This is a genomic window from Subtercola lobariae (assembly GCF_014640255.1).
Taxonomy (GTDB): Bacteria; Actinomycetota; Actinomycetes; order Actinomycetales; family Microbacteriaceae; genus Subtercola; species Subtercola lobariae.
Genome location: NZ_BMGP01000003.1, coordinates 180,549 through 193,416 on the forward strand (window position 1 = coordinate 180,549; position 12,868 = coordinate 193,416).

12 protein-coding genes are annotated in these 12,868 nt (G+C 65.8%); 4 read left to right on the top strand and 8 right to left on the bottom strand.

Annotated elements, in window-relative coordinates; all coding sequences use genetic code 11:
• Positions 1-22 precede the first annotated feature (22 nt).
• The 3 genes from leuA to IEX24_RS08885 form a co-directional block, all read right to left on the bottom strand.
• Positions 23-1,789 (bottom strand): 2-isopropylmalate synthase, encoded by a 1,767-nt coding sequence (leuA, locus tag IEX24_RS08875; RefSeq protein ID WP_188677037.1) that lies wholly within the window; start codon positions 1,787-1,789, stop codon positions 23-25.
• A 150-nt stretch (positions 1,790-1,939) separates the two neighbouring features.
• The gene (locus IEX24_RS08880) at positions 1,940-4,591 is read right to left on the bottom strand and encodes a bifunctional lysylphosphatidylglycerol flippase/synthetase MprF (RefSeq protein ID WP_188677040.1); all 2,652 of its coding nucleotides are present in this window, start codon (positions 4,589-4,591) and stop codon (positions 1,940-1,942) included.
• A gap of 98 nt (positions 4,592-4,689) precedes the next feature.
• Complete coding sequence (locus IEX24_RS08885) at positions 4,690-6,009, bottom strand: alpha/beta hydrolase (protein ID WP_188677043.1); 1,320 nt, start codon at positions 6,007-6,009, stop codon at positions 4,690-4,692.
• A 119-nt stretch (positions 6,010-6,128) separates the two neighbouring features.
• Between IEX24_RS08885 and IEX24_RS08890 the strand changes: the two genes are divergently transcribed.
• From IEX24_RS08890 to IEX24_RS08900, 3 genes are all read left to right on the top strand, one after another.
• Positions 6,129-6,665 carry a TlpA family protein disulfide reductase gene (locus IEX24_RS08890; RefSeq protein ID WP_229715191.1) on the top strand — a complete coding sequence of 179 codons (537 nt, stop codon included), beginning with the start codon at positions 6,129-6,131 and terminating at the stop codon, positions 6,663-6,665.
• On the top strand, positions 6,665-7,171 hold the full coding sequence (locus tag IEX24_RS08895; protein WP_188677045.1) for a DUF4395 domain-containing protein: 507 nt from the start codon (positions 6,665-6,667) through the stop codon (positions 7,169-7,171). Before IEX24_RS08890 ends, IEX24_RS08895 begins: the two co-directional genes overlap by 1 nt.
• 128 nt (positions 7,172-7,299) lie before the next feature.
• On the top strand, positions 7,300-8,214 hold the full coding sequence (locus IEX24_RS08900; protein ID WP_188677047.1) for a TIGR01777 family oxidoreductase: 915 nt from the start codon (positions 7,300-7,302) through the stop codon (positions 8,212-8,214).
• 17 nt (positions 8,215-8,231) lie between these two features.
• Here the strand turns inward: IEX24_RS08900 and IEX24_RS08905 are convergent, their stop codons facing one another.
• Both IEX24_RS08905 and dapB read right to left on the bottom strand, forming a co-directional pair.
• Complete coding sequence (locus IEX24_RS08905; RefSeq protein WP_203585906.1) at positions 8,232-8,657, bottom strand: tetratricopeptide repeat protein; 426 nt, start codon at positions 8,655-8,657, stop codon at positions 8,232-8,234.
• A 23-nt stretch (positions 8,658-8,680) separates the two neighbouring features.
• Positions 8,681-9,517: a 4-hydroxy-tetrahydrodipicolinate reductase gene (gene dapB, locus IEX24_RS08910; RefSeq protein WP_188677053.1), complete on the bottom strand. Its 837-nt coding sequence runs from the start codon at positions 9,515-9,517 to the stop codon at positions 8,681-8,683.
• A gap of 60 nt (positions 9,518-9,577) precedes the next feature.
• Between dapB and IEX24_RS08915 the strand changes: the two genes are divergently transcribed.
• Complete coding sequence (locus IEX24_RS08915; RefSeq protein WP_229715192.1) at positions 9,578-10,093, top strand: GNAT family N-acetyltransferase; 516 nt, start codon at positions 9,578-9,580, stop codon at positions 10,091-10,093.
• Here the strand turns inward: IEX24_RS08915 and IEX24_RS08920 are convergent.
• Genes IEX24_RS08920 through IEX24_RS08930 form a run of 3 tightly spaced genes read right to left on the bottom strand, consistent with a single transcriptional unit; the run spans position 10,090 to position 12,839 of the window.
• Positions 10,090-10,692, bottom strand: coding sequence for a histidine phosphatase family protein (locus IEX24_RS08920; protein ID WP_188678134.1), 603 nt, complete (start codon positions 10,690-10,692; stop codon positions 10,090-10,092). The two genes, IEX24_RS08915 and IEX24_RS08920, sit on opposite strands and share 4 nt — an antisense overlap.
• Positions 10,693-10,694: 2 nt before the next feature.
• Positions 10,695-12,260, bottom strand: a complete 1,566-nt coding sequence (locus IEX24_RS08925) for a M16 family metallopeptidase (RefSeq protein ID WP_188677056.1) — start codon at positions 12,258-12,260, stop codon at positions 10,695-10,697.
• A gap of 60 nt (positions 12,261-12,320) precedes the next feature.
• On the bottom strand, positions 12,321-12,839 hold the full coding sequence (locus IEX24_RS08930; RefSeq protein WP_188677059.1) for a hypothetical protein: 519 nt from the start codon (positions 12,837-12,839) through the stop codon (positions 12,321-12,323).
• Positions 12,840-12,868 lie beyond the last annotated feature (29 nt).

A 12,868-nucleotide genomic window follows, 5' to 3' on the forward strand; every position in this document is an offset into this window, starting at 1 on the left:
CGGGCGGGAGCCGCGAAACGGGTCAGACCGAGGTGAGCTCGCGGTCGTGGCCCGTCACGCGGATGGCGCGGTTCACGGCGCTGACGACGGCCTTCAGAGACGCCGTCGAGATGTCGGCGTCGATTCCGACACCCCAGTACGTCACACCTTCGACCTGGCACTCGACGTAGGCCGCGGCCAGCGCGTCACCGCCGGCGCTCAGAGCGTGCTCCACGTAGTCGAAGACGCGAACCTCGACGCCCTCTTGCGCCAGCACGTCGAGGAAGGCCGCGATCGGCCCGTTTCCGTCGCCGACGATCGAACGCGACTCGTCACCCACGCGCAGGTCGACCGCGAGCGACGTCGAGCCGCTCAGGTTGCTCGACGTGCTCGTGCGGGTGAGCTCGAACCGGCCCCACTTGTCTTCGGCACGCGACGAAGGCGCGGGCAGGTACTCGTCTTGGAAGATCGCCCAGATCTGGTCGCTGGTGACCTCGCCACCCTCGGCATCGGTCTTCGCCTGCACGACACCGCTGAACTCGATCTGCAAGCGGCGGGGCAGGTCAAGCGCATGGTCGTTCTTCAGCAGGTAGGCGACGCCGCCCTTGCCCGACTGCGAGTTGACGCGAATGACTGCTTCGTACGACCGCCCCAGGTCTTTCGGGTCGACCGGCAGGTAGGGCACGGCCCAGACCAGCGAGTCGACGTGCACTCCCTGAGAGGTCGCGTCGGCCTCCATGGCCTCGAAACCCTTCTTGATGGCGTCTTGGTGCGATCCGCTGAAGGCCGTGTAGACCAGATCGCCGGCCCAGGGGCTCCGCTCGTGCACCTTCAGCTGGTTCACGTACTCGGCCGTGCGGCGAATGCCGTCTAGGTCGGAGAAGTCGATCTGCGGGTCGACGCCCTGCGTGAACATGTTGATGCCGAGCGCCACCAGGTCGACGTTGCCGGTGCGTTCGCCGTTGCCGAACAGGCAGCCTTCGATGCGGTCCGCACCCGCCAGGTACCCCAGTTCGGCGGCTGCGACGGCCGTGCCGCGGTCATTGTGAGGGTGCAGCGACAGAATGACGTTCTCACGGTGTGCGAGGCGACGCGACATCCACTCGATCGAGTCGGCGTAGACGTTCGGGGTCGCCATTTCGACCGTCGACGGCAGATTCACGATCACCTTGCGCTCAGCGGTCGGCTCGAACACCTCGATCACCTGGTTGGTGATGTCGAGCGCGAACTCCAGCTCGGTGCCGGTGTAGCTCTCAGGCGAGTATTCGTAGTACACGACGGTCTCGGGAACGGTCTTCTCGTACTCACGGCAGAGCCGAGCACCTTCGAGCGCCAGGTCGATGATGCCCTGCTTGTCGCTTCTGAAAACCACGTCACGCTGCAGGATGCTCGTGGAGTTGTACAGGTGAACGATGGCCTGCTTGGCACCGGCGATCGACTCGTACGTGCGTGCGATGAGGTGTTCACGTGCCTGCGTCAGAACCTGGATGGTCACGTCGTCAGGAATCGCGTTCTCTTCGATGAGGCTGCGCACGAAGTCGAAGTCGGTCTGGCTCGCGCTCGGAAAGCCGACCTCGATCTCTTTGTAACCCATGCGCACCAGCAGGTCGAACATGATGCGCTTGCGCTCGGGGTTCATCGGGTCGATGAGGGCCTGGTTGCCGTCGCGCAGGTCGACCGCGCACCAACGCGGCGCTGTGGTAATGGTCTTCGACGGCCACGTGCGGTCGGGCAGGTCGACACCGAACTGCTCACGGTAGGGGCGGTACTTGTGCACCGGCATCGAACTGGCGGTTTGATTGTTCTTCACGAGATCTTCCTCAAAGTCTTAGTGTTTGCGTCTGGTTGGCAGTTTTTTATTTACGACAAGCCAATGACGAACTCCGCGACGAGGAAGGCTTTATGAAAGCTCGTCGCGGCAGCTAAGAAGGAGCAGACCGAAAAACACCCTTTGAGGCTATCACGAACGACCCGCGAGCAGGGAGATCGCTTGCCGCGCCGACAGAGTCGGCACGTACGCGCGGGCCAGAGCCACGCCCACCGCAGGCAACGTGAGCGGGTCGGCATAGGCCAGATACAGCGCAACATTCTCGGGCCGAAACTTCTGTTTGAACGCGAGCAGCGAGGCGAAACCGTACACCGGTTCAAGCGCACGCCCTAGGGCATCGAGCAGCGCGGCGCGGGCCCCGTCGCTTCGTAATTGCTCGCCAGGCGCTCCGGTGGCAGCGCTGCTGTGGGCCAACGGCGCTGCCGACAGGCTCACGAACGCGAGCCCCGCACGCTGAGCCTGCTCGATGCACTCGGCAATGGTGAACTCCATCACCCCGTTCACCGTGTCGGGTCGGCGCCGCATGAAATCGAGAGTCCAGCCCACGACGGTGCCGTGCTCGAAGGTAGGCAGCCAGCTCGTGACGCCGAGCACTCGGTCGTCGGCATCGAGGGCGAGCATCAGGCGCACCTCGGGGTCGAGCAGTTCATCCACCCCGCCCAGCGTGAAGCCCATCTCGGGCAGGTTCTTCTCGGCCACCCACAGCTCGGAGATTTCGCGCAGTTGCGCCGCCTGGGCCGCGGGCCGCCGAGAGTACGAGGTCCATTCGGCACGAATACCGAGCTTCGCCGCCTTGTTTCGCGCGGTGCGAACGTCTTGCATCTTCTTGCCCTCGAACGAGAACGAGTTCAGCTCGATGCGCGCTTCTTCGGCGATCTGCATCATCGACCAGTGCATGCCGGCGAAGGCCGGTGCGACAGCGGCTGAGACGGCGTAGAACACCGGAGTCCAGCCGTGATTGGTGCAGAACACCGCGAAGTCGGCCAGAGCATCCGCTCGCTCTCGTTCACTCACGCCGCCGAGAGGCTCGCCGATGGCGATGGCCACACCGTTCACGATTCGATAGCTGATGGCTGCGTCTGAACGCTCGGAGAACCAGTAGTGGTTGCCCGGCCAGGTTGCGATAAACGACAGAGACCCGGGTGCGCCGAGATGCAGAAGCGAGCGGATGCGCGCCTCAGCCCCTGCCGCCTGCCCGAGCCTGTGGCGTGAAACCGAAAGCACCGCCGTCACGGCGACCACGAACCAGAACAGCGGCCCCACCCACTCGTACACGAACCGCGCGGCATCGCTCGCCGGAAAAACGTCGATGCGTTCGAGCGAGAGAAACCCTACGGGCATGAACCGTTCGGGCAGGTCGTAGAGCAGATCGCCGAGTGAGACCGCCGGGATGAACTGCTCGCGCAGCGCATAGGCGATGCTCAGATACACCGCACTGATGGTCACCAACGCACTGACGATGACGATGAAGAACCGCGGTGTGGCGCCGAACGAGGAGTCGACGGGAAAGATTCGCCGGCTGAAGACCAGCGACACGGCGATGACCAGCGGCAGCACGATGGAGATGATGACAGCGATGCTGTTCTGATTAAACGTGCCGTTCGAGAGGTCGAAGAACGTGTTCGCGCTGATGGCAGGCAAGACTCCGTAGTAGGCCACACCGAGCACGAAGAAGAACACATTGACGGCAACAGCCAGCCAGAGCGCCACACGGCGGCCGCGCAGAATGCCGAGAGCCGAAATCAGCAGCACAACCAGCGGCAGCACGGTCACCAGAATCGGGCCGAGCCCGTCGAGCCGAGAGGCGGCGTAGGCATCGGAGCAGGCGTCGCTGTAGCCCACCGAAGCGCACTGCGCCGCGACGGCAACCGGATTGGCCAGGTTGTCGCGAAAAAGCAGCCCGAGTGGTTGCAGAGGGCCGAATCCGTTCGGCGCCACGATGGTGATCAGCGGGCCGACGGCGGTGATGGCCACAATGGCGGCGAGCAGAGACCGCTGCTCGCGATGGGTGCTTCGGCGCAAGCCGCGCTCGGGGCGCGAGGCCGGCGCCGGCGGCACGTGCGCCGCTGCACTCGTCGCCCTCGCTCCTCCTGTCGCGCCCCCCTGCGATGCCACCGCAGGCGCAACAGCAGCAGCCGCAGCAGCCGCAGCAGCCGCAGCAGCAGCCTCGGCGCGCGCCCGCCGCGTCGCCGGTCGCAGCACCCACAGAACGATGCCCAGCACGAGCCCCACCACCGCAGCGAGAAAGCGATACAGATCGACCGGCATTCCGGAGTAGAGCACGAACATCAACAGCACCGCGAAGCCGAGCACCCGAATTCGCCGGCGCAGCAACGGACCTGCGAACGCACTCGCCGCCATGATGGTGCCCACCACCGAAATCAGCGGATCGATGGTGGCATGCGACCTGATCTGCTCGGCTGCGACCAGCCCGAGCCACAGCCCGATGCCCTGCAACAGCAGGCCGAGGCCGCCGCCGAGCACCGCGACGAGAACGTAGGTGACCGCTGTGCGCCAGGTACCCATCATCCGCTCGGCCGTACCGAGCACGATCAGGATGATCGGCACCACGATGAGAATATGAAGCGCCCGCGCGGGCAGCAGCACCGACGTCAGCGCCGCAAACCAATGGTGCTGTGCGAAAACCGAGTCGTAGCTCAGCGACAGTGTGCTGTCGAAGTGCTGGTAGATGGCGGCGTGGAAGACCAGTTGCAGTATGCCGATGCCCACGGCGACACCCGAGATGATCCAGGTGAAGGGAATCGACACGGCCCAGCGGGCCACGGCACGGGCCCCTCGAGACACCCGCCCCGGCCGCGGTGCCGAGGCGGAGGCCGACGTCGAGACCGCTGCCAGCAGGCCCGCTGAACTCCGCGCTCCCGTCACGAGCCGAGCCCGAAATGATCGCCGAGCAGGGTCATACCGCGCGCGAACGAATACGTCGCGGTGGTGTAGTCGTGCGCGCTGCCGGGCGCCTCGAAGTACGTAACGGACATCCCTGCGTCGTGCGCAGCTCGCGAGACCTGCTGAGCGAAGGGTCTGAAAATGTCATCGTCAGAGCCCACCGCGAAAACGGCGAACGTGCTCGCGAAAGGTGTGTGTTTTCTCAGAATGTTCTCAGGGCACGCCGCCAGGTACGCAGCGCGATCGCCCGCGAAGCCCACGGAGATGGTGTTCGCCTCATCACCGTTCGCCGGCACGAGTTCACCAGACACGTCGAGAATCGCCCCGAACAGCTCGGGGTGCGCCGCGCCCAGCTGAATCGAACACGTTCCTCCTTGCGAAAAACCCGAGATGCCCCAGTTGCGAGACTCATGCGCCACCGGAAGGTGTGCAGCGATCCAGTCGACCACATCGACTGTGAGATAGGTTGCTGAATTGCCGAGAGCTCCGTCGACGCACATCGGATTGTTGTCAGGGTCGCCGAGTTGATCGGGCGACACGACAATGGGTGCGAGCCCGTGGTGCGCGGCGGCGTAGCTGTTGAGCGTCTCGATCAGGTGAGCCGACACCAGCGGATCTGAGGGCTGCCCCGGTTGCCCCGACAGCGCAATGACCACGGGCAGGGCGGGCGGATGCTCGGTCAAAGCCGCAGGCGGCAGATAGACCACCGCGTGCCGAGCGACGAAACCACTGACGACCCCCGGAATCTTGACCTCGCTGACGAGCCCGGCAGCCGGCTGATCGCGCGGTGCAACCCAGGTGCTGCCGAGCGACGCGTTGTCGTCGGCCGACGATGTGGGCGTAGCGAGATTGGGCAGCGTGTTTGCCGCGAACGGGCTGATGCCGAACACCGAGTTCACCGTGGTGTAGGTGCCGATGTCGATGTTGAGGCTCATCGCGGTCGTGCCGGCGAACACGACGATCGCGATCGCAGAGATCACCGTGCGCGGCCAGCGGGAGCCCACGAACGAACAGACACACACCGCGATGAACGCGAAGCCGACGGCAACCCAGACCAGCGCCGCGAGCGAGAGATCGACCCCGAAGAGGTCGAGCACGCCCGTCACGATCCAGGCCGCTACGAGGCCGATCGCCGCCCCGGCAAGAAGCGCGATGCCACTCGTGGCAGACCACCGTCGCCGACTCCAGCGAGGGCCGGGGCGCACCGCGAGTTCGTAGGCTGCACAGACTGCGGCGACGGCATAGACGATCACCACGAACGCGCCAGCGACGATGCTGACGGTTCCGAATGAACCCATGTACGACCTCGTTTGAACCTTTCACCCGGTGTTCGCCGCGCCATTGGCGCGCTGCGATGCCACCGTGCCCCCCGTAACGACAAGAAATATTCCGGTCTCGCCGCGTTGAGCAGCGTACCGTGACGAACACCATGTCATTGAATGCTGTCTATCTGGTGTTAGCGCTCATCGCGGCGTCGACGGTGATCGGGTTGCTCTGGCGCCGCCGACAGGGCGCCGTCTCCACGCGCCAGACCGCCCAGACTGCTCTCGTCGTTCGCCCCGCCGACGTGAGCGGCGCGAGCCTCGCGCACACGAACGGCGTGCCTACGAGCAGCGCCGATTCACCCGAGCCGTTCCCCGCCGAGCCGGCCTTCGCCGAGCCGACCTTCGGCGCCCGCGCCACCCTGCTGCAGTTCTCGACCGAATTCTGCGCCAGCTGCCCCGCCACGAGACGGATGCTCGGCGCGATCGCCGAAAGCTCAGACGGCGTGACCCATGTCGACGTCGACCTCACGAACCGGGCAGATCTCGCCAACCGCTACGGCATTCTGCAGACCCCCACCACGTTCATCCTCGACGGGGCCGGCACCCTCGTCGCGCGCATCGGCGGATCGACCCGCCGTGACGTGATTCAACGCCAGCTCGACTCGATCGCGATTGTGAGTGTGCCCTGATGCCCGACGTATCCACGCGCCAGCCAGTGACCGAGGTCGACCCGCGCGGCCCTCGCTTTGCCGCCGCAATTACCGCGGTTCTGCTGATCGTGGTGCTTCTGCTGGGGCTGGGCACCGCCGCGGCCCCGCCGCCCAGTGTCGGTCAACGTGCGAGCGAGCCCGCGTTCATCCTGCTGACCATCATCGCCGTGCTGTTCGCCTGGGGAGCATTCGCCGGCCCGGCCCGGCACCCGTGGGGAGTTCTTTTTCGCCTGGTGGTGCGGCCGCTGCTCTCTGCGCCCGCCGAACTCGAAAGCACGAAACCGCTTCGGTTCGCCCAGGGCGTGGGGCTCGTGATCACGGGCATCGGCGTCATTCTCGCCCTGTTCGGCGTGCCGTACGCGCTCATCATCTGCGCGGCCGCCGCTTTCGTCGCAGCGTTCTTGAATTCGGTTTTCGCGTACTGCCTCGGCTGCCAGCTCTACCTGCTGCTCGTTCGCGGCGGCGTCGCGGGCCGCACGGCCTGATCAGACCACGTCAGGCGCCCCTCACAAGCCCTCACACGGGCTGGATGCCTCGCAGTAGTCTGTTCTTCAAGCGAATCGAATGAGCGGGGCCACCACATGACCGAGCCACAGCAGCACAGGGCCACAGCATGACCGAACCACTCAGCATTCTTCTGGCGGGCGGCTCGGGCTTCATCGGCACCGAACTCACGTCGCAACTGCGCGCGCAGGGTCACCGGGTCGTCGTGCTGGTTCGGCACCCCACGCATCACCCTGACGAGCGCATGTGGGATCCAGACGCCGGCTGGCTGAACCCTGAGACGGTCGAGCGCGCGGATGCCGTGATCAATCTCTCGGGCGCCTCGATCTCACGACTGCCCTGGACTCTCGCGTACAAGCGCACCATTCTCGAGTCGCGCGTGAACGCCACCACAACCCTCGCCTCGGCCATTCTCAAGGCCGAGAAGCCGCCGACCGTCTTTTTGAGCGGCTCTGCTGTGGGGTATTACGGCGACCGGCCGGGCGAACTGCTGACGGAGCAGTCGGGCATCGGCGAGGGGTTTCTGCCCAAGGTCGTCGACGCCTGGGAGCGGGCATCCCGAATCGCCGCACCCGTCACGCGAGTCACGAACTTTCGAACCGGAGTGGTCATCGGCAACGGCGGCCTCGTCAACACCTTGAAGCTCATCGCCAAGCTCGGCGGCGCGGGGCCGCTCGGCAGCGGTTCGCAGCACTGGCCCTGGATCAGCCTGTACGACGAGGCAGCGGGCATCCGTCACCTGCTCGGCTCAGAGCTCAGCGGCCCGGTGAACCTCTCAGGGCCGAATCCGGCCACCGCAGCCGATGTGATGAAAACCATTGCGCGGCTCGAGCATCGGCCGTACTGGCTGCCTGCACCATCATGGGCCATCAAGGGCGCGCTGGCCGATGCGGGCCGGGAGCTCATTCTGGCCGACCAGAACCAGTCGTCGCAGCTGCTGGCCGCCGACGGATTCGACTTTCGCGATACGTCGCTCGACGAGACCCTCGAGCAGGCACTCGGCCGCAGCCCGCAGGCTGCGTAGTAACAGCCGGGCGTCGCTCAGGCCGCTTGCGGCTGCTTCAGGTAGAAGTCGATCGCCTGACGCAACGCGTGCCGTGCTCGCTTGCGATCACCACTCGCGTCATATGCCAAGCCGAGCCTGAACCACGCCTTCCAGCTTTCGGGCTGCTCTTCGACCTCGACGCGGTAGGTGTCGAACTCGGCGTCGGCCTCGGCCCGATAGGGCCGCCCGCTCGGCCGCTTCGGCAGGTCGTCGACCGGAAGCTCGTCGTTGTCACGCAGAATGCCCACGAGCTTCTGGGTGCGAAACCCGAACATGAGTTCGCGGTACAGCGCCCACGCGCCGATGAACGGCATGATGAGGAGGCCTACGCCGATTCCGATGCCAACCGGGTTGCCGGTGCCGATGAACAGCACCGCATGCTGCAGCACCAGCGCCATGTACACCACGAGAAGCGCGGCCATGCCGAACGCCGCTAGCCGGCCCTTCATGCGATGGTCGCCCGTGCTGCTTGCCCCGACACCGTTTCGGGTTCGGGCACCCAGCCACTGTCGGCCTTCGTCGCGCCCGCATCGCCACCTGCGGCCAGCAACTGGTCGAGGTGCAGCAGCTTGTCGAGGCCCACGGTGAGCCCCTGAGCATCGCGAGCCGCCTTCAGGCCGAGCAGGATGCCCGTCTCATACGAGCTCGATGAAATCGTTTCGTGGCTGATGGTCATCACCTCACCCGTTCCGCCGAAAATGACGTCTTGCCGGGCATTGACGCCCTGCAACCGCAGGCTATGGATCGGAACGCTCGCCACCTGCTGCCCCCGAGCCCGCTGATCGGTGTGCGGAGCCGAAACCGGCCCCACTCCGGCGCGCGCTTCGCCGATGAGCTCGGCCGTACGCACCGCGGTTCCCGACGGCGAGTCGAGCTTCGAGGCGCCGTGAGCCTCGACGATCTCGATGGAGTTGAAGAATTGCGCGGCCATCGCCGAGAAGGCCGTGGCGAGCACCGAGCCGAGCGAGAAGTTGGGCACAATCACCACGCCCGTGTCGGGCAGTGACGCGAGAGTGTGTTCGAGGCGCAGAATGCGGTCGCCCGACCATCCTGAGGTGCCGACCAGCACATTGAGGCCGTTCGAGACCGCGTAGTCGACCACGCTCTGGCTGGCTCCCGGAACACTCACGTCGACCACCAGATCGGCACCGAGAACACCCGACAGTTCGTCTTTCGAACAGAGTTCGGCGAACACCTCGAACTCGTCTGCGCTCTCGACGATGCCACGCACCACTCGGCCCAGTTTGCCTGATGCGCCGACAATGGCGACCTTCGTACTCATACAGCCAATCTATCAAGATCGGCATGGGAGTCAGATGCGAGCAGGTCGTAGGCTCGAAGGGTGCAGCTTCGCGAAACCCCGGTGACCTCTGAGCCCGCCGTGCGCCTCTTGACCGAGTACTTCACGAGCCGTGAACTCGACTTCCCCACGAACCAGGGTGTCTACCGGGTGACCTTTCCGCCGCCCGAGCAGTTCGTGCCGCCCGTCGGGGTGTTTCTGGTCGTCGAGACCGGCGAGGGCGATGCGGGCGGCGAGGGCGATGCTGCGGCTGACACTGTCGGCCACGCCGTCGGATGCGGCGGCATCAGGCGCATCGCAGACGGCCCCACTGGCGCGCGTTACGAGGTCAAGCACGTCTTCATCGAGCCAGCCGCCCGCGGCCAGGGCCTCGCCGCCGCGCTGATGGCCGAGCTCGAGGCGCGCGCTGCCGCGTTCGGTGCCGCCGAAGTGGTTCTTGACACGAACGCCAGCCTCGAGGCAGCCGCGCGCCTCTACGCCCGGCTCGGCTACCACTCCATCGCCGCCTATAACACCAACACGAACGCCACGAACTGGTACGCGAAAACCCTCGGCTAGTACGGCTGCGCGTCAGCGAGCCCGGTGCGCAACTCCACCGGCAGGTGACCGAGGTCGTTGTGGGTCACGAGTTCGGGCATGCGACCGCTTCGGTACCGGATGATCGTGAGCGCGCAATTCGCCTGGTTCACCCCGACCCAGCGCCACCCCGGCGCACTCAGCGCCTCCCGAACGAACCAGCCGATGACGAAGTTGTGCGTGATGAGCAGATCGTGGGTGGTCTCGCGCGATGGAGTCAGAAACTCGGCGACGGCATCGGCCATCTGCGCCCGGCCCGCATCCACTTCTTCTTCGGTCACCGCGTTGAAGAACGGCTCGAAGGCGTGCGGCATCTCGGGTGAATACTCGGTGGGCACGCAGTCGAACAGCAACGGCGTGGGCTTCGGGTCGAGCGCGGGCAACTGCTTCGCCATGATGGCGGCGGTTTCGGCCGCGCGCTGCAGCGGCGAGTGCCAGACATTGTTGAACGGTACTCCCCCGAGTCTGTCGGCAATCAGCCGGGCCTGACGTTCGCCGCGCGGAGACAGCGGGCCGTCGCTGACGCCGTATTCGGCATCGACCTGCTCGCCGTGGCGCACGAGGTAGAGCACGTGCCCCATGGTCATGACGGCACCACCGAAGTCGCAGCCGCAGCCGACACTGACGTCGCACTCGACGAAAGAGCCGACGACGCAACCGGAGTAGCCCCAGTCGTCGTCGCCGCTGCCGCGTCGAGCGCGATAGCGCCGTGGCGTTCGAGCAGGGTCTCCGGCTCGGCCTGGGCCGCCGCCCCGAGGCCACTCACAACCTGCGCGAACCTGTCGGCGTCAACCGCCCCCACCGCAGCGAGCGACAGCGGCCGCGAAGCGATCTCTCGAGCAAGCTCTTGCACATCAGCCGGAGTCACCTCGTCGAGCCGCCGCAGAGCTTCGTCGAGGTCGGCGAATTCGCCCGTGGTCAGCTCAGAACGACCGAGACGCGACATGCGCGTGTCGGAGTCTTCGAGCGCGAGCGCCGCCGAGCCCGAGAGCTGGCCGCGGGCACGCCCGAGTTCGGCGGCGGTGATTCCCGTCTCGGCAAGCCGGTTGAGCTCGGCGAGCAGCAACTCGGCCACCTGCCCCGCGTTCTTCGGCGAGCAGCCGGCGTACATGCCGAACACGCCCGCATCCGAATAGCCCGAAGCGAACGAATATACCGAGTACGCCAGCCCTCGCCGCTCACGCACCTCTTGAAAGAGCCGCGACGACATGCCGCCGCCGAGCACGGAGTTCAGCACACCGAGCGCCGACCGGCGGTCGTCGACGGCCGAGAAACCCGGGTACCCGAGCATGAGCACGGCCTGCTCGTTGGGTCGGTCGGTCAGCGAGAGCGCGGTGCCCCGAGTGACCGGGGTGAGATCGGCGGCGCGACGGGCAACCGGGGTCGCGGCGACCTGCGGGCTCCAGCCGGCCGTTTCGACGGCAGCACTGACGAGCGCCACGAGTTCGTCGTGATCGACGGCGCCGGCGACGGTCACCACGAGGTCATTGGGCCGGTAGTTCGCGCGGTAGTGCTGCCACACGGCGTCGCGGGTGACGGCCTTGATGGTCTCGGCGCTTCCGCCGACCGGCCGGCCCAGTGGATGCTCGCCCAGCACCGCCTCGAACAAGCGCTCGCCCAGCACATCGTTCGGGTCGTCGTCGGCCATCGCCAGCTCTTCGAGAATCACTCCACGTTCGTTCTCGAACTCCGTCTCGTCGAGCAGCGACGAGGTGAACATGTCGGCCAGCACGCCGACGGCCATCGGCAGATCGCGGTCTTGCACCTTCGCGTAGTAGCAGGTGTATTCCTTACCGGTGAGGGCGTTGTGTTCGCCGCCGACCTCGTCGAACGACACCGCGATGTCGAGGGCGGTACGCGTCGGAGTGCCCTTGAAAAGCAAGTGCTCGAGAAAATGTGTCGAGCCGAATCGCGACGGAATGGCAGCGATCGGCAGGGCATCCGCACCCGCTATTGCGGCGACAGCGCCTCGTTCGTCACGCGAACCCACAGCCACCCAGAACCCCACCGTGGAACTTCGTGCGCCCGCCACACGCTCGCTGAGAACCCGGATTCCGCTGGGGAGCACTGAGCGCCTTACCAGCGCGTCACCGGATGCGGTGAAAGACAGCTCGGGCAGGTCGAGTGGGAGAGCAACAGCACCGTTCATCACCACTCACCCTACTCGACAGTGTGCTGTGCGAACCCTGTCTGTTTGCTCCTCAGACGGTCAACTGAACGACAACCCCCAGAACCGGTCGTCTTCTGACGCGTCGTACAGCCGCGTGCTGGCCGTGGTCAGACCGAGTGCGTGTTGATCCCAGGTGGTCGCGGAGCAGGTGCCCGCTGCCGCATTCGCGCTCGCTATGAAGTTGGCATAGAGCAAACTGCCGCCACTGGTGATCATCGTCGTGAGTGCAGCCGAGACGGAGTATCCGTTGGAGCAGTTCACCGAAACGTGGTAACTCGTAGTGGCTCCTGATGAGTACCCCGCCAAGACCAACGGATTCACCTTCACGGCAATGTCGAAGAGGTTCGTTTCACCCGAACGAGGAGTGAACGTCGGAGTCTCAAGCACGTCGGGAGCCGGAGGATGGGCGGGCGGAGTGTGGAAGCAGGCCGGAGGGGCGTCGGGCCCAGAACAACCAGCCGGAGCCGCGTTCGCGGCAGCGCCGCCGAGCCCGACCAATGCAGCCATCGCGAGTGTCAGGGCAGTGGCGGCAATACCGACTCGAAAGTGCAACTTCATGATTGTGATCTCCTCTGGTGACGAGCCGA